Origin of the sequence: Micromonospora sp. CMU55-4, from assembly GCF_011602315.1 — a bacterium.
Classification (GTDB): domain Bacteria; phylum Actinomycetota; class Actinomycetes; order Mycobacteriales; family Micromonosporaceae; genus Micromonospora; species Micromonospora chalcea.
Genome location: NZ_JAAOLH010000013.1, coordinates 1 through 22,095, shown reverse-complemented (window position 1 = coordinate 22,095; position 22,095 = coordinate 1). Strand labels below are relative to the sequence as shown.

23 protein-coding genes are annotated in these 22,095 nt (G+C 71.6%); 20 read left to right on the top strand and 3 right to left on the bottom strand.

The window, feature by feature from the left end; translation table 11 throughout:
- The first annotated feature begins 242 nt into the window (after positions 1–242).
- Together rpmE and prfA are read left to right on the top strand one after the other, a co-directional pair.
- A complete protein-coding gene (rpmE, locus tag HA073_RS21670) occupies positions 243–467 on the top strand; it encodes a 50S ribosomal protein L31 (RefSeq protein WP_030504744.1) in 225 nt (74 codons plus the stop codon).
- 89 nt (positions 468–556) lie between these two features.
- Entirely contained in the window at positions 557–1,645 is a 1,089-nt protein-coding gene (gene prfA, locus HA073_RS21665) for a peptide chain release factor 1 (protein ID WP_043328634.1), read from the top strand.
- Between the two features lie 66 nt (positions 1,646–1,711).
- Here prfA and HA073_RS21660 read toward each other — a convergent pair whose 3' ends face one another.
- Complete coding sequence (locus HA073_RS21660) at positions 1,712–3,265, bottom strand: diguanylate cyclase (RefSeq protein WP_064447839.1); 1,554 nt, start codon at positions 3,263–3,265, stop codon at positions 1,712–1,714.
- A 130-nt stretch (positions 3,266–3,395) separates the two neighbouring features.
- Here HA073_RS21660 and prmC point away from each other — a divergent pair, with 130 nt between their 5' ends.
- The 4 genes from prmC (at position 3,396) to HA073_RS21640 (ending at position 7,763) form a co-directional block, all read left to right on the top strand.
- Positions 3,396–4,286: a peptide chain release factor N(5)-glutamine methyltransferase gene (gene prmC / locus HA073_RS21655; RefSeq protein ID WP_043328636.1), complete on the top strand. Its 891-nt coding sequence runs from the start codon at positions 3,396–3,398 to the stop codon at positions 4,284–4,286.
- Entirely contained in the window at positions 4,286–4,930 is a 645-nt protein-coding gene (locus HA073_RS21650) for an L-threonylcarbamoyladenylate synthase (RefSeq protein ID WP_043330966.1), read from the top strand. Before prmC ends, HA073_RS21650 begins: the two co-directional genes overlap by 1 nt.
- On the top strand, positions 4,931–5,542 hold the full coding sequence (locus tag HA073_RS21645; RefSeq protein WP_043328639.1) for a phosphotyrosine protein phosphatase: 612 nt from the start codon (positions 4,931–4,933) through the stop codon (positions 5,540–5,542). It begins immediately after the preceding gene.
- Positions 5,543–5,654: 112 nt separating this feature from the next.
- Positions 5,655–7,763 (top strand): transglycosylase domain-containing protein, encoded by a 2,109-nt coding sequence (locus HA073_RS21640; protein WP_064447838.1) that lies wholly within the window; start codon positions 5,655–5,657, stop codon positions 7,761–7,763.
- Positions 7,764–7,766: 3 nt separating this feature from the next.
- Here HA073_RS21640 and HA073_RS21635 read toward each other — a convergent pair whose 3' ends face one another.
- A complete protein-coding gene (locus HA073_RS21635; RefSeq protein WP_043328643.1) occupies positions 7,767–8,393 on the bottom strand; it encodes a TetR/AcrR family transcriptional regulator in 627 nt (208 codons plus the stop codon).
- A gap of 109 nt (positions 8,394–8,502) precedes the next feature.
- Between HA073_RS21635 and HA073_RS21630 the strand changes: the two genes are divergently transcribed.
- Entirely contained in the window at positions 8,503–9,285 is a 783-nt protein-coding gene (locus HA073_RS21630; protein WP_064447837.1) for an SDR family NAD(P)-dependent oxidoreductase, read from the top strand.
- On the opposite strand, the gene HA073_RS21625 is transcribed toward HA073_RS21630, so the two are convergent.
- Entirely contained in the window at positions 9,282–10,748 is a 1,467-nt protein-coding gene (locus HA073_RS21625) for an SDR family oxidoreductase (RefSeq protein WP_166457170.1), read from the bottom strand. The genes HA073_RS21630 and HA073_RS21625 overlap by 4 nt on opposite strands.
- A gap of 35 nt (positions 10,749–10,783) precedes the next feature.
- On the opposite strand from HA073_RS21625, the gene glyA reads away from it, so the two are divergent.
- From glyA to HA073_RS21560, 13 genes are all read left to right on the top strand, one after another.
- Positions 10,784–12,070: a serine hydroxymethyltransferase gene (glyA, locus tag HA073_RS21620; protein ID WP_166457169.1), complete on the top strand. Its 1,287-nt coding sequence runs from the start codon at positions 10,784–10,786 to the stop codon at positions 12,068–12,070.
- The gene (locus HA073_RS21615; RefSeq protein WP_064447834.1) at positions 12,067–12,504 is read left to right on the top strand and encodes a hypothetical protein; all 438 of its coding nucleotides are present in this window, start codon (positions 12,067–12,069) and stop codon (positions 12,502–12,504) included. Before glyA ends, HA073_RS21615 begins: the two co-directional genes overlap by 4 nt.
- Positions 12,505–12,663: 159 nt before the next feature.
- Positions 12,664–12,885 carry a hypothetical protein gene (locus HA073_RS21610; RefSeq protein ID WP_030504733.1) on the top strand — a complete coding sequence of 74 codons (222 nt, stop codon included), beginning with the start codon at positions 12,664–12,666 and terminating at the stop codon, positions 12,883–12,885.
- Between the two features lie 42 nt (positions 12,886–12,927).
- Positions 12,928–13,707, top strand: coding sequence for a F0F1 ATP synthase subunit A (gene atpB / locus HA073_RS21605; RefSeq protein WP_043328655.1), 780 nt, complete (start codon positions 12,928–12,930; stop codon positions 13,705–13,707).
- A 93-nt stretch (positions 13,708–13,800) separates the two neighbouring features.
- Positions 13,801–14,025, top strand: a complete 225-nt coding sequence (gene atpE, locus HA073_RS21600) for an ATP synthase F0 subunit C (protein WP_018789141.1) — start codon at positions 13,801–13,803, stop codon at positions 14,023–14,025.
- 29 nt (positions 14,026–14,054) lie between these two features.
- Entirely contained in the window at positions 14,055–14,582 is a 528-nt protein-coding gene (locus HA073_RS21595; RefSeq protein WP_030504731.1) for a F0F1 ATP synthase subunit B, read from the top strand.
- Positions 14,582–15,403 carry a F0F1 ATP synthase subunit delta gene (locus HA073_RS21590; RefSeq protein WP_030504730.1) on the top strand — a complete coding sequence of 274 codons (822 nt, stop codon included), beginning with the start codon at positions 14,582–14,584 and terminating at the stop codon, positions 15,401–15,403. The genes HA073_RS21595 and HA073_RS21590 overlap by 1 nt, the downstream gene beginning before the upstream one ends.
- A gap of 72 nt (positions 15,404–15,475) precedes the next feature.
- Positions 15,476–17,125: a F0F1 ATP synthase subunit alpha gene (gene atpA / locus HA073_RS21585; protein ID WP_064447833.1), complete on the top strand. Its 1,650-nt coding sequence runs from the start codon at positions 15,476–15,478 to the stop codon at positions 17,123–17,125.
- Between the two features lie 4 nt (positions 17,126–17,129).
- Positions 17,130–18,059, top strand: coding sequence for a F0F1 ATP synthase subunit gamma (locus tag HA073_RS21580; protein WP_030504728.1), 930 nt, complete (start codon positions 17,130–17,132; stop codon positions 18,057–18,059).
- Positions 18,059–19,504: a F0F1 ATP synthase subunit beta gene (gene atpD / locus HA073_RS21575; protein WP_043328657.1), complete on the top strand. Its 1,446-nt coding sequence runs from the start codon at positions 18,059–18,061 to the stop codon at positions 19,502–19,504. Before HA073_RS21580 ends, atpD begins: the two co-directional genes overlap by 1 nt.
- A 216-nt stretch (positions 19,505–19,720) precedes the next feature.
- Complete coding sequence (locus HA073_RS21570) at positions 19,721–20,866, top strand: LCP family protein (RefSeq protein WP_043328659.1); 1,146 nt, start codon at positions 19,721–19,723, stop codon at positions 20,864–20,866.
- Positions 20,867–20,975: 109 nt separating this feature from the next.
- Complete coding sequence (locus HA073_RS21565) at positions 20,976–21,254, top strand: F0F1 ATP synthase subunit epsilon (protein WP_043328661.1); 279 nt, start codon at positions 20,976–20,978, stop codon at positions 21,252–21,254.
- Positions 21,255–21,266: 12 nt separating this feature from the next.
- On the top strand, positions 21,267–21,722 hold the full coding sequence (locus HA073_RS21560) for a DUF2550 domain-containing protein (protein WP_043328663.1): 456 nt from the start codon (positions 21,267–21,269) through the stop codon (positions 21,720–21,722).
- Positions 21,723–22,095 lie beyond the last annotated feature (373 nt).

Genomic DNA, 22,095 nt, shown 5'->3' with positions numbered 1-22,095 from the left:
GACCTCGACAAAAGCGACAGGAATTGCCGCCAAGTTCATGATCAGCAGGGTGGGGGGCGTGGGGGTGGGAATGCGGGAGTGTGGGCGGGCGTTGCGGGTGGCGGACCTCCTGTGCCGGGTGGAAGACGCCCGTGGCAGACTGGTCAATCGGCCACCGGTTCCGGTTCACGCCCGAGCCCGTCGCGGACGACGGGGAGCATCGACGGCGACCCGGCGACCACCGACGAAAGGACCGAGGCGACATGAAGCCCAACATCCACCCGGAGTACGTGACCACCGAGGTCCGCTGCTCCTGCGGCAACACCTTCACGACCCGCAGCACCGCCAAGGGCGGCGCCATCAGCGTCGAGACCTGCAGCGCCTGCCACCCGTTCTACACCGGTAAGCAGCGCGTGCTGGACACCGCCGGTCGGGTCGCGAAGTTCCAGCAGAAGTACGCCAAGGTTCAGGGCAAGAAGGCCAAGTAGCTCCGTCGACGACGCCCGTGTCCGGCTCCTGCCGGGCACGGGCGTTCGTCCGTTTGCGCCGGTTTTCACACCCAAGGAGCATCCGCAGCATGAGCAGTGAGCGCCTCGCCGCCCTCCTCGACGAGTACGCCGAGCTGGAGCGGCGGCTGGCCGACCCGGCCATCCACGCCGACCAGGGCACCGCCCGGCGGGTCGGCCGCCGGTACGCCGAACTGGTCCCGCTGCACAAGGCGGCCGGCGAACTGGAGCAGGCCCGCGCCGACCTGGCCGCCGCGCGCGAGCTGGCCGCCGAGGACCCGACGTTCGCCACCGAGGCGGAGGCCATCGCCAGCTCCCTGCCGGCGCTCGAGGAACGGCTCGCGGAACTGCTCATCCCGCGCGACCCGCACGACGCCAAGGACGTGATCGTCGAGATCAAGGCCGGCGAGGGCGGCGAGGAGTCGGCGCTGTTCGCCGGGGACCTGCTGCGGATGTACACCAGGTACGCCGAGCGGCACGGCTGGGTCACCGAGGTGATCGACGCCCAGGACTCCGACCTCGGCGGCGTCAAGGACGTGTCGCTGGCGATCAAGAGCAAGGGCGTGCCGGAGGGCGGCAACGGGGTCTGGTCCCGGCTCAAGTGGGAGGGCGGCGTGCACCGGGTGCAGCGCGTCCCGGTGACCGAGTCGCAGGGCCGGATCCACACCAGCGCCGCCGGCGTGCTGGTGCTGCCCGAGGCGGAGGACGTCGACGTCACCATCGACCCGAACGAGCTGCGCATCGACGTGTTCCGCTCGTCCGGCCCCGGCGGGCAGTCGGTGAACACCACCGACTCGGCGGTACGGATCACCCACGTGCCGACCGGCATCGTGGTGTCCTGCCAGAACGAGAAGTCGCAGCTGCAGAACCGCGAGCAGGCCATGCGCATCCTGCGGGCCCGGCTGCTCGCCGCGGCCCAGGAGCAGGCCGACGCGGCGGCGTCGGACGCCCGCAAGGCGCAGGTCCGCACCGTGGACCGGTCCGAGCGGATCCGCACCTACAACTTCCCGCAGAACCGGATCACCGACCACCGCATCGGCTACACCGCGTACAACCTGGACCTGGCGCTGGCCGGCGAGCTGGACGGGGTGCTCGACGCGCTGGCCGAGGCGGACCGCGCGGCCCGCCTGGCCGGCGAGACGGAGCTGTCCCGCCGCTGACCGCTGGGTGTTAACAGGGGGCCCTTCCTCTACCGGAGGCGTTAACAGGGGGCCCTTCCTTACCGCTCAGCTCGCGCGTGGTCGCGCCTTGGCGCGCAGCATCTCCCGGTCGGCCAGCTCGAACGCGGTGCCGAGCGCCTCCCGGACGCTGACAGTGGTGCTGCCGTCGACCTCGGCGAAACCGATCGTCACCCCGACCGGGGTGCCCGGGACCAGGGACTCCCAGTCCTCGGTGCGGACGGCGGCCTCGATCCGCCGGGCCACCTCGACCGCCTCCGGCATGACGGTGTCGGGCAGCACCACGACGAACTCGTCGCCGCCGTAGCGGGCCACGAAGTCGCCCCGCCGCATCACCCGGTTGATCACCCCGGCGACCCGTTGCAGCACCAGGTCACCGGAGTGGTGGCCGTGGCGGGTGTTCACCGCCTTGAACCCGTCGAGGTCGCAGACCCCGATCACCACGCGCTCGCCCCGGGACACCACGGCCCCCAGGTAGCGCTCCAGCCGGCGCCGGTTGGGCAGGCCGGTGAGCGGGTCGGTGAGCGCCTCGCCCTCGTAGCGGGCCGCCTCGCGGCGCATCTCCTCGTGGTCGATCCGGGCGGCGATGCCGTCGATGTAGACGTCCCGCAGCCGGTCGCTGCGCCGCGCGGCCAGCCGGAACGCGTGCCGGTCGGCCCGGTGCGCGCCCGCGTGGTCGCCGGCCCTTGCAAGCGCGACGCTGCGCAGCCGGGGCGCCTCGGCCGCGCCGAGCGTCTCGTCGGAGACCTGGAGCGCGTCCAGCCGGGTGACCGCCTCGATCGGGCGGTTGGCGGCGACGGCCAGGCAGACCTGACCGAGCTGGCGCAGGTCGCGGGCGCGGGCGCTGTCGCCGCCGTGGCCGAGCAGCCGTTTCGGGTCGGCGTCTCCGGCGGACTCCACCCGGTCGCCGAGCGCGGCCCGCCGGGCCGCCGCGTAGCCGTACGCGGCGAGGCTGCTGGGGCGCAGGTTGCCGGCCCGCCCGCCGCGCAGGAAGCGGGCCAGGTCACCGGCGACGTCGCGCAGCACCCGCAGGCAGCCGTCGCTGTCGCCGTTGTGGTCCAGCGCCACCGCGTTGCGCAGCCGGATCCCCGGCGCGGCGAACGTCTCCTCCGGGATGCCGGCGCTGAGCCCCACCTCGCGGGCCCGCTCGATCGCGCCCAGAGCGTGGCCGTGGAAGCTCAGGTACGAGTACGCCATCGCGAGGTCGTGCCAGCCCCACGCGGTGTCCCGGTCCGGCGTGTCGTCGGCGCCCAGCGCGCGGGCGGCCCGGACCAGGTGCATCACGCACCGGTCCAGCGCCCCCTGGTGGTGGGCGGCGAGCGCGGCGAGCGCGTTGAGGTGCCCGTGCAGGTAGGGCTCGGCGAGGTCGCGTACCGCGGCGGAGGCGTCCTCGACGGCCCGGGTGAACTCGGCGGTCCGGCCGAGGTTGATCAGCGCGGACAGGCGCTGCACGAGCGCGTCGGCGCGGGCGTACGGGTCGCCGGTGGTGCGGATGACGCGGTCGAGCAGGACGCACGCCTCCGCGGACCGGCTGGCCTCCTGCAGTGACCGTGCGCGTCGGAGAGCGTCAACCTGGTCCTCGACCTGGTCGAGCCAGCCCACTCGCGACCTCCCTGCGGTGTGCGCCCGGACGCACCCGCTCGTGAGGTGAGCCGCGACGCCTCATGATTATTGCGTGACCGCACTCCCGCAACACCCGTCCGAAGGGACAGAACGCGAACGCGCCTCGCTGGTGATCAACCGGGTGGCGCGCGCGCTCGCCGCGGCGGGCGTCGAGGCGCCCCGAGCCGAGGCCGAGCAGCTGGCCGCGTACGTCCTGGACGTGCCACGTGGCCGGCTGGCGCTGGCCGACGGTTTCACCCCGGCGCAGCGTGACCGCCTGGACGCCCTGGTCGGGCGGCGGGTGACCCGGGAGCCGTTGCAGCACCTGCTCGGCTCGGCCGGTTTCCGGCACCTGGAGCTGGCGGTCGGGCCGGGCGTGTTCGTGCCCCGGCCGGAGACCGAACTGCTGGCCGGGTGGGGGATCGAGCGGGCCCGGGAGCACGCCGCGCCGCTCGTGGTCGACCTGTGCAGCGGCTCCGGCGCGATCGCCCTGGCGGTGGCGCAGGAGGTGCCCGCGGCCCGGGTGGTGGCTGTGGAACGGTCCCCGGCCGCGCTGGCCTGGCTGCGGCGCAACGCGGCCGACCGGGCTGCCGCCGGGGACCGGCCGGTCGAGGTGGTGGCCGCCGACGTGACCGGTCCGGAGCTGCTGGCCGGCCTGGCCGGGCGGGTCGACGTGCTGCTGTGCAACCCCCCGTACGTGCCGAGGTCGGTGGCGGTGCCGCCGGAGGTGGCCGGGCACGACCCGGACGAGGCGGTGTTCGGCGGGGCGGACGGGCTGGACGTGATCCGCCCGGTGGTGCGCCGGGCCGCCGAGCTGCTGCGCCCGGGCGGCGCGATCGGGATCGAGCACGACGACACGCACGCGGCGGCGGTGCCCGCGCTGCTGCGCGGCGACGGCCGCTACGACCGCGTCGAGGAGCACCGGGACCTGGCCGGGCGGCCCCGTTGGGCGAGCGCGTCCCGGCGGGCGGACGGCACCCACGCCGAGACCGCCCGGGCGTGGCAGACTGACTCCTCGTGATGCTCTACGACTGTCGGTCGCCCGCCGACCGGGACCGCGGCATCGCCGCTGCCATCGAGGCGGTCAAGAACGGGGAACTCGTCGTCCTGCCGACCGACACGGTCTACGGCATCGGGGCGGACGCGTTCACGCCGTACGCGGTGAAGGCCCTGGCGGACACCAAGGGCGGCGCCCGGCAGGCGCCCCCGGTGCTCATCGGCTCCCGGCACACGCTCGACGGCCTGGTGTTCTCGCTGCCCGGCGCGGCCCGCGACCTGGTCGAGGCGTTCTGGCCGGGCGCGCTGACCATCGTCGTGGAGCACTCGCCGAGCCTGGCCTGGGACCTGGGCGACACCAGCGGGACGGTGGCGGTGCGGATGCCGCTGCACCCGGTGGCGCTGGAGGTGCTGCGGGAGACCGGGCCGATGGCCGTCGCGTCGGCCAACAAGGTCGGCCAGCCGGCCGCGCTCACCGCCGAGGAGGCGCGCGACCAGCTCGGCTACGGCGTGCGGGCCTACCTGGAGGCCGGGCCGGCGGTGGACCCGGTGCCGAGCACGATCGTCGACCTGACCGGCGAGGTGCCGCGGGTGCTGCGTGAGGGCGCGGTGACGCTGGCGAAGCTGCGGGAGGTCGTGCCGGGCATCCTCGACGAGCGGGGGATCTGAGTGCCGCCCTTCACCGTCCTGCACGTCTGCATGGGCAACATCTGCCGGTCGCCGATGGCCGAGCGGCTGCTGCTGCTCGCGGTCCGGGAGCGGCTGGCCCGCCTCGGCGTCGACCCGGCCGGTTCGGACGCGCTCGTGCACAGCCACAGCGCCGGCACCGGCGGCTGGCACGCGGGCGAGGAGATGAACCCGCCCGCCGCCCGCCAGGTGCTCTCGCGCGGCGGCGACACCGAGGGGTTCGCCGCCCGGCGGCTGCGCTCGGACCTGATCGACGCCGCCGACCTGGTGCTCACCGCAACCGCCGACCAGCAGGAGTACGTGGTGGCGCTGCGGCCGGACGCCGCCGCGCGCACGTTCGTGCTGGGTGAGTTCGGCCGTCTGCTCGGCGGGCTGGACCGCGCTGCGCTGCCGCCGGCCGAGCCCACGCCGGACGCCGTGTACGCGCGCGGCGTCGCGCTCGTGGCGGCTGTCGACGCGGCCCGGCAGAACGCCTCCGCGCTGCCCACCGACGATCTGGACGACCCGTGGGGCCGGGGCGACCAGTGCTTCAGCCGGGTCGCGGACGAGATCGAGGAGACGGTGCAGCCGTTGGCTGCCGCGCTGTTGCCCTGAGATTCATCCTTCCTCGCGAACTTTCTGCGCCTTTCTCGGAAGGTGTCGGCTAAAGCGAACATTCGGGTCATTCTGAACTGGTCCGTACGGCCGGCTCCTGCGGGGAGAGCTGATGAACCGGGCCTATCTCGACAAACTGTTCACCGTTGTGCTCGCCGGCGTGCTCGCCGGGCTGGTCCTGGCCGTCGCGGCGCTGCCGGCCGCGCTGGTCTTCGGGCTGGGCCTGAAGAACCTGATGCCGTACACCGCGCTGCCGGAAGCGCTCAAGACGCCGCAGCCGGCACAGCGGTCCAACCTGTACGCCAACGACGGGCGGACGCTCATCACCTCGTTCTACGTCGAGGACCGGGTGGACGTGCCGGTCGCCGAGGTGGCGCCGGTGATGCGCGACGCCATCGTGGCCGCCGAGGACGTGCGCTTCTACGAGCACCACGGCGTCGACGTGCGCGGCGTCGCGCGGGCGTTCACCGCCAACCGCCGCGAGGGCACCCGCCAGGGCGCCTCCACGCTGACCATGCAGTACGTGCGCAACGCGCTGGCCGGGGACCCCCGGCTGACCGAGGAGCAGCGCGCCGCCGCCACCGAGATCACCGTCGGGCGCAAGATCCGCGAGATGCGGTACGCGCTGACGCTGGAACGGCAGATCGGCAAGGACGAGATCCTCGGGCGCTACCTGAACATCGCGTACTTCGGCGCCGGGGCGTACGGCATCGCCGCCGCCAGCAAGCGCTACTTCTCCACCACACCGGACCGGCTCACGCTGGCCCAGGCCGCGCTGCTCGCCGGGCTGGTCCGGTCCCCGGCGGACGACCCGATCAACGGCGACGCCGATTCGGCCCGGCAACGGCGGGCGTACGTGCTGGACCGGATGGTGGAGACCGGCCGGGCGAGCGCGGCCGACGCCGAGGCGGCGAAGGCGGCGGAGCTGGCGCTGGCGCCCAACACCACCCCGAACGACTGCGCCGCGGTGCCCGCCGACCACAACGACTGGGGCTTCTTCTGCGACTGGTTCACCCAGTGGTGGAACGCCCAGCCGGCGTTCGGCGAGACGGTGGACGAGCGGCAGCGCACGCTGCGCCGCGGTGGCTGGTCGATCGTGTCCTCGCTCGACCCGGACGTGCAGGCCAAGGCGAGCGAGCAGGTGCGGGAGATCTACCCGGAGACGATCGCGCGCGCCGCGCCGACCGCTGTGGTGCAACCGGGCACCGGGCGGGTGCTGGCGATGGCGGTGAACCGCACGTACGGCGTGGCCGCGAACCCGGACGGTCAGCAGAACTACCCGAACACGGTCAACCAGCTGGTGGCCGGCGGTGGCGGCATCACCGGCTACCAGGCGGGCTCGACGTTCAAGCTGTTCGCCCTGCTGGCCGCGTTGGAGTCCGGGCTGCCGCTGGACACGGTGTTCGACGCGCCGCGCGTCTACGTCACGCAGTACCCGGTCGGCGCCGGCCCGGCGAGCTGCGGCGGCCGGTGGTGCCCGGCGAACGCCAACACCTACTGGATGGACGGCGACCGGGACATGTGGGACGCGTTCGGCCGGTCGGTGAACACGTACTTCGCCTGGCTCACCGAGCGGGTCGGCGCGGACCGGGTGGTCGAGATGGCCCAGCGGCTGGGCATCGTGTTCCGCGCTCCGGCCGACGCGAAGATGGCCCACGACGGCGCGAAGAGCTGGGGCCCGTTCACGCTCGGCGTCTCCGCCACCACGCCGCTCGACCTGGCCGGCGCGTACGCCGCGGTGGCCGCCGAGGGCACCTGGTGCCGGCCCACGCCGGTCACCTCGATCACCGACCCGTCCGGCCGGAAGATCCCCGCCGGGAACACCGACTGCCGGCAGGTGCTCGACACCGAGGTCGCCCGCGCGGCGGCCGACGCCAGCCGCTGCCCGGTCGGCGACCAGTCGATGTACCGGCGTTGCGACGGCGGCACGGCCGAGGAGCTGGCTCCGGGCCTGCGCCGTCCGGTGGCCGGCAAGACCGGCAGCTCGGAGCGGAACGCCACGGAGACGGTCGTCGCGTTCACGCCGCAGCTCTCGGTGGCGACGATCGCGGCGAACCCGGACGACCCCCGGGACGCGGTCGGCGGCGGCGTGCAGAAGCGGCAGATCGCCGCGGTGGGCCGCATCCTCGCGTGGGCGTTGCGCGACGAGCCGGTACGCGACTTCGTCCCGCCGGGCCAGGCGGTCGCCTTCCAGCACACCAGCCCGCGCACCGGCAACTGAGGGTCAGCTCGCCGGCCTGCCGTATCGCGCGACCATGGTTCGGACGGCTTCGTCGACGACCGCTGTCGTGCGGTCCGGGGTGACCGTCCAGTCCGGGAGGACCAGGCGCGGCCAGAGCAGGTAATTGGAGATCATCCCGAGGAAGTGCGTGGCGGCCATCTCCGGGTCGGCGACGTCCGCGGCTCCCGCGTCGTGCTCGGCCGAGAGGTAGATCCGGACGGACTCGAAGTACGGCAGTTTGCCCTGCGCGAAATGTGCTCTGGCCAGCTCGGGAAAGCGTGGCAGCTCGGCGATCACGATGCGGAACAGGTCGGTCATCTCCGGCCGGCTCAACAGCGTCGCGTAGTGCCGTCCGAGGACCGTCAATCCGGCCGTCAGGTCACCGGCAGGTGGCACGTCGGCGACCTCGTTGCGGGCCCAGGAGTCGATGACGATGGCGTCGAACAGAGCCGCCTTCGTCGGAAACTGCTTGAACAGCGTCGCCTTCGACACGCCGGCACTGGCGGCCACACGCGCCAGTGAGGCCCGGTCGTAGCCCAACTCCAGGAAGAGCTCGGTGGCGGCCTGCACGATCAGCGCGCGCTTCTCCTCCGCCACACGCTGGTGATAGGCCGACGGCGCTGGGGTCATGCGGCCATCATAGCGAGGCGAGTGGGTTGACTCACCATTCGCCCAGGGCGTAGCGTCGGCATGGTGAGTCGCCCGACTCGCCATCCGTCTCGCGTCACCGGAGGATCCGATGTCCCGCTTCGCCAATCAGACAGTTCTCGTCACCGGCGGCACCGGTGGGCAGGGGGCCAGCCACGTTCGCGCCCTGCACGCCGAGGGCGCCAACGTCGTCATCGGCGCCATCGACGCCCAGCGGGGCGCCGGCCTCGCCGCCGAGCTGGGACACCGGGCGCGGTCCGTCCGCCTGGACGTCTCCCGGGAGGAGTCGTGGGTCGCCGCCGTCGCGGAGACCGAGAAGGCATTCGGCGCGCTCACGATCCTGGTCAACAACGCCGGGGTGCAGAACCCGCCGGCCCTCATCGAGTCCACCGACCGGGCCACCTGGGCTCGTATCCTCGACGTCAACCTCACCGGCACTTTCCTCGGCATCAAGGCGGCCGCCCCGGCGCTGCGTCGCGCGGGGGGAGGAGCGATCGTCAACATCGGCTCCACCATGGGGATGGGCGGTACCGCCCTCTACGCGCCCTACGTCGCCGGTAAGTGGGCGGTGCGTGGGCTCACCCGGACCGCCGCCCTGGAGCTGGGTCGCGACAACATCCGCGTCAACGCGATCCACCCCGGCGTGATCGAGACTCCGTTCATCACCGAGCCGGCGGCCGGCAGCGACGCCCCGATCGCCGACTTCTACTCGCCGGAGCCGTTCGCCGTCCCGCGACTCGGGCAGCCCGCCGACATCACCGCGCTGCTGTTGTTCCTCACGTCGCCGGACGCGGCCTTCATCACCGGCGCCGAGTACGTCATCGACGGGGGACTGCTCCTCGGCCCCGCACTGCGGGGCGACTCTCCCGCCTAACCGGCCGGGTGTTCGGCGCCCTTGGCGATGTTGCGGGCCATGCCGCCGAAGACGACGGCGTGGAACGGGGCCACCGAGGCCCAGTAGAGATGGCCGGGCAGGCCGCGCGGGAGGAACACGGCACGCTGCACGTACCTGCTGCCGCCGTTACCGTCCGGTTCGGCGCGCATCTCCAGCCACGCCCGGCCGGGCAGCCGCATCTCGGCGCGCAGCCGCAGCAGCTCGCCCGGGACGATCTCCTCGACCCGCCAGAAGTCCAGCGCCTCACCGACCTGGAGGCGATGCGGGTCACGCCGCCCCCGGCGCAGCCCGACGCCGCCGACCAGCCGGTCCATCCAGCCGCGGACCGACCAGGCCAGCGGGAACGAGTACCAGCCGTGCTCGCCGCCGACGCCCTCGATGACCCGCCACAGCGCCTCCGGTGGCGCGTCCACCGCCCGCTCCCGCATGTCGGTGTACGCGGTGCCGCCGGACCAGCGCGGGTCCGACGGCAGCGGCTCGGCCGGCGCGTCCGGCCCGCTCGCGTTCGACCAGCGCGTCTCCACCTGCGCGTCGCGCACCTTGGACAGCGCCAGCGCCACCGCCTGGTCGAAGCCGGTCAGCCCCTCGGGCGGGTCCGGCACGTACTCGGCGATGTCGTGCTCGTGCGCCACCGCCTCGTGCACCAGGCTCTCCACCAGCGGCCGGGCGATCGCGTTCGGCACCGGCGTGATCAGGCCGACCCAGTGCGAGGACAGCGACGGGGTGAGCGGGCGCACCGGCAGGATGACCCGGGGCCGCAGCCCGGCCACCCGGGCGTAGCGCTGCATCATCTCGCTGAAGGTCAGCACGTCCGGGCCGCCGATGTCGAAGGCCCGGTTCACCTCGGCCGGCAGGTGCGCGCAGCCGACCAGGTAGCGCAGCACGTCCCGGACCGCGATCGGCTGGATCCGGTTGCGCACCCAGCGCGGGGTGACCATCGCCGGCAGCCGCTCGGTCAGGTACCGCAGCATCTCGAACGAGGCCGAGCCGGATCCGATGATCACCGCGGCGCGCAGCACCGCCGTCGGCACGCCGCTGTCCAGCAGGATCCGCGCGACCTCCGCCCGGGAGCGCAGGTGCGCCGAGGGCAGGCCGTCACGCTCCGCCGGCTCCGGCCCGCCGAGGTACACGATCCGGCGTACGCCGGCGGCGCGCGCCGCCTCGGCGAAGTTGGTCGCCGCCTCCCGGTCGGCCGCCTCGAAGCCGCGCTGGCCGAGCGAGTGGACCAGGTAGTACGCGACCTCCACGCCCTCGAACGCGGACGGCAGCGTCTCCGGGCGGCGCAGGTCGCCCTCGACGATCTCCGCGTCGGCCGCCCAGGGCACGTCTCGCAGCCGCCCGGCCGTGCGGGCCAGGCAGCGTACGGTGTGTCCCTCGGCCAGCAGCCGGGGCGCCAGGCGCCCGCCGATGTAGCCGGTCGCGCCGGTGACGAGGCATCTCACGGCCTCCAGTCTGCGGCTCCGTAGACTCCTTCGCTGTGGAGAACGCGAGGGACACCTTCTGGGGGCCGGACTTCCAGCAGCTCAGTACCGTCGACCCGGAGATCGCCGAGGTGGTGCTGGGGGAGCTGGACCGGCTGCGCGGCGGTCTGCAACTGATCGCCAGCGAGAACCTCACCTCGCCCGCGGTGCTGGCCGCGCTCGGTTCCACGCTCACCAACAAGTACGCCGAGGGCTACCCGGGCCGGCGCTACTACGGCGGCTGCGCCGAGGTGGACCGGGCCGAGGAGCTGGGCATCGCCCGGGCGAAGGACCTGTTCGGCGCCGAGCACGCCAACCTCCAGCCGCACTCCGGGGCGAGCGCCAACCTGGCCGCGTACGCCGCCCTGGTGCAGCCCGGTGACACGGTGCTGGCCATGGACCTGCCGCACGGCGGGCACCTGACCCACGGCAGCCGGGTGAACTTCTCCGGCAAGTGGTTCCACCCGGTCGGCTACACCGTCCGGCCGGACACCGAGACGATCGACTACGACGAGGTACGCGACCTGGCCCGGGCGCACCGGCCGAAGCTGATCATCTGTGGCGCGACCGCGTACCCCCGGCTCATCGACTTCGCTCGCTTCCGCGAGATCGCCGACGAGGTCGGCGCGTACCTGATGGTGGACGCCGCCCACTTCGTCGGCCTGGTGGCCGGCGGCGCGATCCCGTCCCCGGTGCCGCACGCCGACGTGGTCACCGCGACCACGCACAAGGTGCTGCGCGGTCCGCGCGGCGGCATGATCCTCTGCCGGGAGCCGCTGGCCGCGCGGATCGACAAGGCGGTCTTCCCGTTCACCCAGGGCGGCCCGCTGATGCACGCGGTGGCGGCCAAGGCGGTCGCGCTGCGCGAGGCCGCGCAGCCGGAGTTCCGCACGTACGCCGCCCAGGTGGTGACGAACGCGCGGGCGCTCGCCGACGGCCTGGCCGCCGACGGCCTGCGGCCGGTCTCCGGCGGCACCGACACCCACCTGGCGCTGCTCGACCTGCGTGAGACGGGCGTGACCGGCGCCGAGGCCGAGGCCCGCTGCGACGCCGCCGGCATCACGCTGAACAAGAACGCGATCCCGTACGACCCGCAGCCGCCGCTCGTCGCCTCCGGCATCCGGGTGGGTACGCCGAGCGTCACCACCCAGGGCATGCGCGAGGGGGAGATGGGCCGGATCGCCGGGCTGATCGCGCGCGCGGTACGCACCGATCCCGGCGCCCCCGGAGGCGCCGACGCGCTTGCCGGGGTGGCCCGCGAGGTCGCCGAGCTGGTCGCCGCCTTCCCGGCGTACCCCCGATGACGGCGCCACGGGCGGGTGAGCCCGGCGCGATCCGGTCCCGGCTGAACCACCTGCGGCTACCGTTGCTGGCGTGCGCGGCCCTCGCGGTGGTGGGGGTGCCGGCGGCGGCGCTGCTGCGCGGCCCGACCGGGGCGGCCGGCTTCGCGGCCGGGGTGGCGCTGGTGATCGTCAGCTACCTGATCTCCAGCCTCTCGGTCGCCTGGGCGGACGCCATCCACCCTCGGATGATCATGTCGGTCGGGCTGGTCACCTACGCCACCAAGATCGTGATCCTGGGCGTGGTGATGGCCGCCGTGGCGGCCACCGGCTGGCCCGGCCTGCCGGACATGGGCGTGGCGATCATCGCGGCCGTGGTGGCGTGGACCGGTGCCCACCTGACCTGGGCGATGAGATCACCGCTGCCCACATTCGAGCGTCGCGACGACAGCGAGTGACTTTGCTGAATCGTGTCCGGTACGGCGGGTGCCCTGACGGGCGCGACAGGAGTAACGTGGCGCCAGGTTGACGCGCCCGCAGTACGGCCCGCACGCTGTCCGCAGTGTGGGGGGTGCCGCACATCCCCGCGCGCCCCTGCTGATATTGTTCGCCACGTCATGGCCGATGACCCCCACTCCCACAAGTCCGACGAGCACTCGTCGGAGGGTGTGGCAGGCGCCGTCGTGGGTTACCTGCTCGCCGGCATTCTGGTGTGGGGTGGCCTCGGCTGGTTGGCGGAACGGTTCCTCGGTCTGCCAGCCGGCATCGGGGTCGCCGTCGGCATGATGCTCGGCGCGGCCGGGGCGATCTACCTGATCATGAAGAGGCTCAGTGCCTGAGTTCCGGCACACGCGGGTCTGTTGAGTGCGGAGGATGACACGGTGAGCGGACAGCTGGTCGTCGCCCAGGACCTTCCCTGGCCCCCCAGCGTCGGGGATTTCTACCCGCCGGACGTGGCCGGCCCCTGGGTCACCAAGTTCAGCATCATGATCTGGATCGCCGTCGCGCTGCTGATCATCTTCTTCGTGGCCGCGTACCGGAAGCCGAAGCTGGTGCCGGGCAAGGGCCAGTGGGCCGCCGAGGCCGTCTACGGGCTGGTCCGGGACAACATCGCCCGTGAGCAGATGGGCAACGCGGGCATCCGCTTCGCGCCCTACCTCACCGTGCTGTTCAGCTTCATCCTGCTGACAAACATCTTCAGCATCGTGCCCGGCCTGCAGATCTCGCCGAACTCGCACATCGCGTTCCCGATCGTGCTCGCCGCCATCTCGTACGTCATGTACAACTACGTCGGCGTCCGCAAGCACGGCCTCGGCAAGTACCTCAAGCAGAGCCTCATCCTGCCCGGCGTGCCGTGGCCGATGCACTTCCTGCTGATTCCGATCGAGTTCCTGCAGAACTTCGTCGTCCGGCCGGTCACCCTGGCACTGCGACTCTTCGCCAACATGTTCGCCGGCCACCTGCTCCTGCTGGTCTTCACCGTCGGCGGCTTCGTGATGCTCGGGTCGAGCAGCGTCTTCGTGCAGGCGACCTCGGTCTTCTCCTTCGCGATGGCGATCGTGATGGCCTTCTTCGAGGCGCTGGTGGCGGTGCTGCAGGCATACGTCTTCGTCACGCTGAGCGCCAACTACATCGGCACGTCGCTGGCCGACGAGCACTGAGATCCGGCTCGGCGGGCACCCGGCCCGGCCAAGCATCTGGTACCGACCGCGTACACGTGAGCCCTCACGTGTGAACTAGGAGGAATACCCGCAATGAACGTTCTTGCCGAGATCGGTGGCAACGTCAACACCATCGGCTACGGCCTCGCCGCCATCGGCCCCGGTATCGGTGTGGCCCTGGTCTTCGCGGCCTACATCCAGTCGAGCGCCCGCCAGCCCGAGTCGGCCGGCTACAACCGCACCTGGCTGGTGCTGGGCTTCGCCCTGGTCGAGGCGCTGGCGCTGTTCGGCCTGGTGCTCGCCTTCGCCGTTAGCTGACGCGAGCTCTCCCGATCCGGAGGTCTGACATGTATCTCGCCGCCGAAGGCGCGCACAATCCGATCTTGCCGATCTGGCAGGAGATGGTCGTCGGAACGATCTCCTTCGCCCTGCTCGTCTTCGTCCTGCTGAAGTTCGTCATGCCCCGCATGGAGGCGATGTACCAGGCGCGGGTCGACGCGATCGAGGGTGGCATCAAGCGCGCCGAGGCGGCCCAGGCCGAGGCGAACAAGCTGCTCGAGCAGTACCGGGCCCAGCTCGCGGAGGCGCGTACCGACGCCGCCAAGATCCGCGACGACGCACGGGCCGACGCCGACGGGATCCGCCAGGACATCCTCGCCAAGGCGCGTGAGGAGTCCGATCGGATCATCGCCGCCGGCAAGGAGCAGCTCGCCGCCGAGCGGGCCACCATCGTGCGCGAGCTGCGTACCGAGGTGGGCACCATCGCGGTGGACCTGGCCAGCAAGATCGTCGGTGAGTCGCTCGCCGACGAGGCGCGTCGCAAGGGCACCGTCGACCGGTTCCTGAGCGGTCTCGAGAGCACGGGGGCCCGCTGATGCAGGCCGCCAGCCGGGAGTCGTACCGGGCCGGGGCCGAGCGCCTCGACGCGTACGTCCGCGGCGCGGAGCCGTCGGCGGTGGCTGCCACCGCCGACGACATCCTCTCCGTCGCCGCCCTGCTGCGGCGTGAGCCGCGGCTGCGCCGGGCGCTCTCCGACCCGGCCCGGGCCGGCGCCGACCGCTCCGGCCTGCTCGGCGACATGCTGCGCGGCCGGGTCGGCGCGGAAGCGCTCGACCTGCTCGCGTCGATGGTGTCCGGCCGCTGGTCGGCCCCGTCCGAGCTGCTCGACGGTGTCGAGCGCCTCGGCGTGGAGGCGCTGCTGGCCAGCGCCGACCTGTCCGGCGACCTGGGCGAGGTCGAGGACGAGCTGTTCCGCTTCGGGCAGGTCGTCTCCGGTTCCGCCGAGCTGTCCAACACGCTCTCCGACCCGATGGCGTCGGTCGAGCGGCGGGCCGAACTGGCCCGGCAGCTGCTCGCCGGCAAGGCCCAGCCGGTCACCGTCAGCCTCGTCGAGGCCGCGCTCGCTGGTTTCGGTGGACGCTCCTTCACCGGTGCGCTCACCCGGCTGGTCGAGCTCGCCGCCGACCGGCGGGACCGTCAGGTCGCGTACGTGACCGTGGCGGCTCCGCTGACCGAGGAGGAGGAGCGACGCCTCGGTGCCCGCCTCTCGGAGATGTACGGTCGGGAGGTCTCCGTCAAGCAGACGGTCGACCCCGACGTACTCGGCGGGGCGCGCGTACAGGTCGGCTCCGACCTGTACGACGGCACCGTCCTGCGCCGCCTCAACGAGACCCGCAACGCGCTCGCCAAGCGCTGAGCCCTGATTCGTCGCCACCGGACCGGTCGGTACCAGGTATCCCGGGCCCTGAGATACTTAAGGAAGCAGAGGATGGCCGAGCTGACCATCTCGACGGAGGAGATCCGCGGCGCCCTGGAGCGCTACGTCTCCTCCTACACGGCCGACGTCTCCCGCGAGGAGGTCGGCACCGTCGCCGACGCCGGCGACGGCATCGCCCACGTCGAGGGCCTCCCCTCGACCATGACCAACGAGCTCCTGGAGTTCGAGGACGGCACGCTCGGTGTGGCGCTGAACCTCGACGTCCGGGAGATCGGTGTCGTCGTCCTCGGTGACTTCGGCGGGATCGAAGAGGGCCAGCGCGTCAAGCGCACCGGCCGGGTGCTCTCCGTGCCGATCGGTGACGCGTTCCTCGGCCGCGTGGTCAACGCGCTCGGCGAGCCCATCGACGGCCTCGGCGACATCGCCAACGAGGGCTACCGCGAGCTGGAGCTCCAGGCCCCGAACGTGATGTCCCGCAAGTCGGTCGACGAGCCGCTGCAGACCGGCATCAAGGCCATCGACGCGATGACCCCGATCGGCCGCGGTCAGCGTCAGCTGATCATCGGTGACCGGAAGACCGGCAAGACCACCGTCGCGCTGGACACCATCCTCAACCAGCGCGAGAACTGGCGCTCCGGCGACCCGAAGAAGCAGGTCCGCTGCATCTACGTCGCGATCGGCCAGAAGGCCTCCACCATCGCCTCCATCAAGGGGACGCTGGAGGAGGCGGGCGCGATGGAGTACACCACCATCGTCGCCTCCCCGGCCTCCGACCCGGCCGGCTTCAAGTACCTCGCCCCGTACACCGGCTCGTCCATCGGGCAGCACTGGATGTACGGCGGCAAGCACGTCCTGATCGTCTTCGACGACCTGAGCAAGCAGGCCGAGGCGTACCGGGCCGTGTCGCTGCTGCTGCGCCGCCCGCCGGGCCGTGAGGCCTACCCGGGTGACGTCTTCTACCTGCACTCGCGTCTGCTGGAGCGCTGCGCCAAGCTCTCCGACGAGCTGGGTGGCGGCTCGATGACCGGCCTGCCGATCATCGAGACCAAGGCGAACGACATCTCGGCGTTCATCCCGACCAACGTCATCTCCATCACCGACGGCCAGATCTTCCTCGAGACCGACCTGTTCAACCAGGGCGTCCGGCCGGCCATCAACGTCGGCACCTCGGTCTCCCGGGTCGGTGGCGCCGCGCAGGTGAAGCCGATGAAGAAGGTCGCCGGCTCGCTGCGGCTGAACCTGGCCCAGTACCGCGAGCTGGAGGCGTTCGCCGCCTTCGCCTCCGACCTGGACCGGGCCTCCCGCGCCCAGCTGGACCGCGGTTCCCGCCTGGTCGAGCTGCTCAAGCAGCCGAACTACTCGCCGTACCCGGTGCAGGAGCAGGTCGTCTCCGTCTGGGCCGGCACCGAGGGCAAGCTGGACGACGTCCCGGTCGGCGAGGTCCGCCGCTTCGAGTCGGAGTTCCTGCAGTACCTGCGGCACAAGCACGAGGGCGTCCTGGCCTCGATCGCGGACCACAAGTGGGACGACGACATCATCGCCTCGCTCGACTCGGCGATCACCGAGTTCAAGCAGCTCTTCCTGGGCAAGGAGGAGGAGGTCCGGATCAACGAGGCGCCGGCCAAGCCGCTGGAGGGTGAGCAGTCCCGCGAGACGGTGACCCGCCTGCGCGACGGCGCCGACCGCCCGGCCGAGAGCTGATCCGATGGCCGCCCAGGTACGCGTTCTCCGGCAGCGGATCCGTTCCGCCAAGGGGATGAAGAAGATCACCAAGGCGATGGAGCTCGTCGCGACGAGCCGCATCGCCAAGGCCCAGGCCAAGGTGGCGGCCTCGCTGCCGTACGCCGAGGCGATCACCGGCGTGCTGACGGCGCTGGCCTCGAACGCGCGGATCGACCACCCGCTGCTCACCCCGCGCGAGCGGGTGCGGCGGGCGGGCGTCCTGCTGGTGACGGCCGACCGGGGTCTGGCCGGCGGCTACAGCTCGAACGCGATCCGGACCGCCGAGTCGCTGATCGCCCGGCTGCGCGCCGACGGCAAGGAGCCGGTGCTCTACGTCATCGGCCGCAAGGGCGTGGCGTACTACCGGTTCCGCAGCCGGCAGATCGCCGGAAGCTGGACCGGCTTCTCGGAGCAGCCGACGTTCGCCGACGCCCGCGAGGTCGGTGACACGCTGATCAAGGCGTTCACCGCCGGCGCGGACGACGTGGACGGGGATGCCGGCGCCGACGGGATCCTCGGCGTGGACGAGCTGCACATCGTCTACACCGAGTTCAAGTCCCTGATGACGCAGAACCCGGTGACCCGGATCATCGGCCCGATGCAGGTCGAGGACCGGCCTCGGACCGAGGGCGCGCTGCCGGCGTACGAGTTCGAGCCGGAGCCGGAGTCGCTGCTCGACGCCCTGCTGCCGAAGTACATCAACACGCGGATCTTCGCGGCGTTGCTGGAGTCGGCGGCGAGCGAGTCGGCCGCCCGCCGGCGGGCGATGAAGAGCGCCACCGACAACGCCGAAGAGATGATCGAGAAGTACACGCGCGAGATGAACTCGGCCCGTCAGGCCGGGATCACCCAGGAGATCAGTGAGATCGTCGGCGGCGCGAACGCGCTGGCCGCGTCGGGAAGTGAAGTGTGATGACTGTATCCGCAGTTGAGACCAAGACGGCCACGGGTCGCGTGGTCCGGGTCATCGGCCCGGTCGTCGACGCCGAGTTCCCGCGCGACGCCATGCCGGAGCTGTTCAACGCTCTGCACGTCGACGTGACCCTCTCGGGTGGTGAGAAGACGCTGACCCTGGAGGTCGCCCAGCACCTGGGTGACAACCTGGTCCGTGCCATCTCGATGCAGCCGACCGACGGTCTGGTCCGCGGCGCCGACGTGCGTGACACCGGGGCACCGATCAGCGTGCCGGTGGGTGACGCGGTCAAGGGCCACGTGTTCAACGCGATCGGCGAGTGCCTCAACCTCACCGAGGGCGAGACGATCGAGGCCGACGACCGGTGGGGCATCCACCGTAAGGCCCCGGCCTTCGCGGACCTGGAGCCGAAGACCGAGATGCTGGAGACCGGCATCAAGGTCATCGACCTGCTCGCCCCGTACGTCAAGGGCGGCAAGATCGGCCTGTTCGGCGGCGCCGGCGTGGGCAAGACGGTGCTCATTCAGGAGATGATCACCCGCGTGGCCCGGAACTTCGGTGGTACCTCGGTCTTCGCCGGCGTGGGTGAGCGCACCCGCGAGGGCAACGACCTCATCGCCGAGATGACCGAGTCGGGCGTCATCGACAAGACCGCGCTCGTCTACGGCCAGATGGACGAGCCGCCGGGCACCCGTCTGCGGGTCGCGCTCTCCGCGCTCACCATGGCGGAGTACTTCCGCGACGTGAAGAAGCAGGAGGTGCTGCTCTTCATCGACAACATCTTCCGCTTCACCCAGGCCGGTTCCGAGGTGTCCACGCTGCTCGGGCGTATGCCGAGCGCCGTGGGTTACCAGCCGACCCTGGCCGACGAGATGGGCGAGCTCCAGGAGCGGATCACCTCCGTCCGGGGCCAGGCCATCACCTCGATGCAGGCGATCTACGTGCCCGCCGACGACTACACCGACCCGGCGCCGGCCACCACGTTCGCCCACCTCGACGCGACCACCAACCTGGAGCGGTCGATCTCCGACAAGGGCATCTACCCGGCCGTGGACCCGCTGGCGTCCTCGTCCCGGATTCTCGCCCCGGAGTTCGTCGGCGAGGAGCACTTCGCCGTCGCCACCGAGGTGAAGCGGATCCTGCAGCGCTACAAGGACCTGCAGGACATCATCGCCATCCTCGGTATCGAGGAGCTCTCCGAGGAGGACAAGCTCACCGTCGGCCGCGCCCGCCGGATCGAGCGGTTCCTCTCGCAGAACACGTACGCGGCGGAGCAGTTCACCGGCGTCCCCGGCTCGACGGTCCCGATCGCCGAGACCATCGACGCCTTCCGCCGGATCAGCGAGGGGGAGTTCGACCACTTCCCGGAGCAGGCGTTCTTCATGTGCGGCGGCCTGGAGGACCTCAAGGCCAAGGCCAAGGAACTGATGGGTGAGGAGGGCTGAGAGCCCGCTCACACAGGGGAGGGCCGTCCCGGCGAAAGCCGGGGCGGCCCTCGCCGTTTCCGACCATTGCACTACCAGATGCCCGGATCTCCGGCAAGCAGTTCGCCGAATCGCGCGGTACCGTTCCTGACACGACTTTCACATCCCGGCCGTTGATCTCTGCAACCAAACGGACCCCCGCGCCCGTCTTCCTACCCGTGGGCGTGACGATTGGAGATGCTCGTGGGCGGTAAGGGCGGCACGGACCGCGGCAAGCGGTCCATGTGGCGAGGCGTGCCCCGCTGGGCCCGCGTGTGCACGATCCTGGGCATCGTCATGGTGGTGCTCAGCGGCTCCGTGCTGCTCGGCTCCCGCGCCCTCGTCGCCCGCTACGAGGGCTCGGTCGGCAAGGCCGACCTCTTCGGTGACCAGGCCGCCGGCGCCAACGAGAAGAAGAGCGACATCAAGGGTCCGCTCAACATCCTGCTCGTCGGCGTCGACCCGCGTACGTCGACCGCCCGGCCGCTCGCCGACTCGATCATGGTGCTGCACGTGCCCGCCAGCATGGACCGGGGTTACCTCTTCTCGCTCCCGCGCGACCTGCGGGTGGACATCCCGGCCTTCGCCAAGGCCGACTACTCCGGCGGCAACGACCGGCTCAACGCCGCCATGTCGCACGGCAGCAACGTACCGGGGCAGAATCCCAGCACCGCGCAGGGCTTCGAACTGCTCGCCAAGACCGTGCAGGACGTCACCGGCATCAAGCGCTTCGACGCCGGCGCGATCATCAACTTCAGCGGCTTCAAGAAGATCGTCGACGCCATGGGCGGCGTGGACATGTACATCGAGCGGGAGGTCCGGTCCGAACACCTCCAGCCGGACGGTACGCCCCGCCAGCTCCGGCCCGGTGGCGGCGGCTACCTCGGACCGCAGGCGGTGTACAAGAAGGGCAACGCCCACCTCGAAGGCTGGCAGGCGCTGGACTACGTCCGGCAGCGCTACCCGAAGAACGGCGTGCCGGACGGTGACTACGGCCGGCAGCGGCACCAGCAGCAGTTCGTCAAGGCCATGGCGAGCCAGGCGGTCAGCGCCGACGTGGTGACCAACCCGGTCAAGCTCGACCGGGTGCTGCGGGCCGCCGGCAAGTCGCTCGTCTTCAACGGGCGCGGCAACAGCGTGGTGGACTTCGGGCTGGCGCTGAAGGACATCCGTCCGAACGCGATCGAGACGATCAAGCTGCCCGGCGGGGCGATCGGCTCCGGCAGCGCGTACCGGGGTGAGCGGCTGCTCGAACCGGCGGAGGACTTCTTCACCGCCCTGCGCACCGAACAGCTCGATGCCTTCCTGCTGGAGCACCCCGATTTCATTCAGAAAACCAAGTAGCCTGGGCGGGTGCGGGGCCGTGGTGGTCCGGCTCTCACCACCCGCGTTGGGTGGGCCGCGGGGGCGCGACTAGACTTTCGGCAATCCGCCGCCGCAGCAAGGAGACAGCGTGGCACAGCAGCTTCACGTCGAGCTCGTAGCCGTCGAGGAGAAGGTCTGGACCGGCGAGGCCGAAATGGTCGTCGCACGGACGACCGAGGGTGAGCTCGGTGTGTTGCCGGGGCACGCGCCGCTGCTCGGCCAGCTCGCGGAGCCCAGCCAGGTACGCATCAAGCAGGCCGGTGGCCAGCAGGTCGTCTTCGACGTGCCCGGCGGCTTCCTGTCGGTGACCAGCGAGGGCGTCACGGTGCTCGCCGAGAGCGCGACCCCCGCCACCCCGGCCCGCTGAGCAGACCCGCCGATGGAGATCGTCGAAGGGTTCGGAATCGGCGTAGCGGTAGTCGTCGTCGCCATTCTGATCCTCTTCATCCGGCGGGCCCTGTTCACACGTAGCGGTGGCACCATCCGGCTGAGCGTGCGGGTCTCCACGATCCTCGACGGTCGCGGCTGGTCACCCGGATTCGGTCGCTTCGTCGGCGACGAACTCCGCTGGTACCGCATGTTCAGCTTCGCGCTGCGCCCCAAGCGGGTGCTCTCCCGCGAGGGGCTTGCGGTCGAGCGACGGCGGCTTCCCGAGGGCCAGGAGCGCATGTCCATGCCGGCCGAGTGGGTGATCCTGCGCTGTACCAGCCACCACGCGCCGATCGAGATCGCCATGGCGCGTTCCACGGTTACCGGATTCCTGTCCTGGCTCGAGGCCGCCCCACCCGGGGCGGTCTCGCCGCGTCTGGCCTCCCAGGACTGGCCCGCCGCCTGACCTCAGCCGCTTGATCGACTCCACTTCCCCGAAGTGGCGGCACCCCCGCACACCTTGGCCGGCTGAATCCGGCACCCGGGTCGCCCAGTCCGGCTGCCCCCGCACGACAGCCCTCACCTCGCCATCGATCTTGGAGTTGTGGCGCCCACGATGCCCGTTTGACGAGGTATGCGAGGCACCACAACTCCAAGATCGCCGAAGTTCCCAGAAGTTCGGGACGGGTTGCCGCCCCCTAGCTCCTGATGCCCCGCGCGATCTTGCACTTGGGTGCCCCATAAATCTGGCGAATCGGGCGTTCCGAGGGCTCAAAGTGCAAGATCGCGCGTGCGGACCTGCGGCGGGGCGGCCGCCTCGGGTCAGCCCCCCTCCGATA

Bases quoted from the DNA above. Each gene is read 5' to 3' on its own strand.
- atpA (WP_064447833.1), top strand. From the start codon at position 15,476: ATGGCCGAGCTGACCATCTCGACGGAGGAGATCCGCGGCGCCCTGGAG.
- HA073_RS21650 (WP_043330966.1), top strand. From the start codon at position 4,286: ATGCTCTACGACTGTCGGTCGCCCGCCGACCGGGACCGCGGCATCGCC.
- rpmE (WP_030504744.1), top strand. From the start codon at position 243: ATGAAGCCCAACATCCACCCGGAGTACGTGACCACCGAGGTCCGCTGC.
- HA073_RS21580 (WP_030504728.1), top strand. From the start codon at position 17,130: ATGGCCGCCCAGGTACGCGTTCTCCGGCAGCGGATCCGTTCCGCCAAG.
- HA073_RS21610 (WP_030504733.1), top strand. From the start codon at position 12,664: ATGGCCGATGACCCCCACTCCCACAAGTCCGACGAGCACTCGTCGGAG.
- HA073_RS21590 (WP_030504730.1), top strand. From the start codon at position 14,582: ATGCAGGCCGCCAGCCGGGAGTCGTACCGGGCCGGGGCCGAGCGCCTC.
- HA073_RS21635 (WP_043328643.1), bottom strand. From the start codon at position 8,393: ATGACCCCAGCGCCGTCGGCCTATCACCAGCGTGTGGCGGAGGAGAAG.
- HA073_RS21595 (WP_030504731.1), top strand. From the start codon at position 14,055: ATGTATCTCGCCGCCGAAGGCGCGCACAATCCGATCTTGCCGATCTGG.
- HA073_RS21615 (WP_064447834.1), top strand. From the start codon at position 12,067: ATGACGGCGCCACGGGCGGGTGAGCCCGGCGCGATCCGGTCCCGGCTG.
- atpE (WP_018789141.1), top strand. From the start codon at position 13,801: ATGAACGTTCTTGCCGAGATCGGTGGCAACGTCAACACCATCGGCTAC.
- atpD (WP_043328657.1), top strand. From the start codon at position 18,059: ATGACTGTATCCGCAGTTGAGACCAAGACGGCCACGGGTCGCGTGGTC.
- HA073_RS21640 (WP_064447838.1), top strand. From the start codon at position 5,655: ATGAACCGGGCCTATCTCGACAAACTGTTCACCGTTGTGCTCGCCGGC.
- HA073_RS21630 (WP_064447837.1), top strand. From the start codon at position 8,503: ATGTCCCGCTTCGCCAATCAGACAGTTCTCGTCACCGGCGGCACCGGT.
- HA073_RS21570 (WP_043328659.1), top strand. From the start codon at position 19,721: ATGCTCGTGGGCGGTAAGGGCGGCACGGACCGCGGCAAGCGGTCCATG.
- HA073_RS21560 (WP_043328663.1), top strand. From the start codon at position 21,267: ATGGAGATCGTCGAAGGGTTCGGAATCGGCGTAGCGGTAGTCGTCGTC.
- prfA (WP_043328634.1), top strand. From the start codon at position 557: ATGAGCAGTGAGCGCCTCGCCGCCCTCCTCGACGAGTACGCCGAGCTG.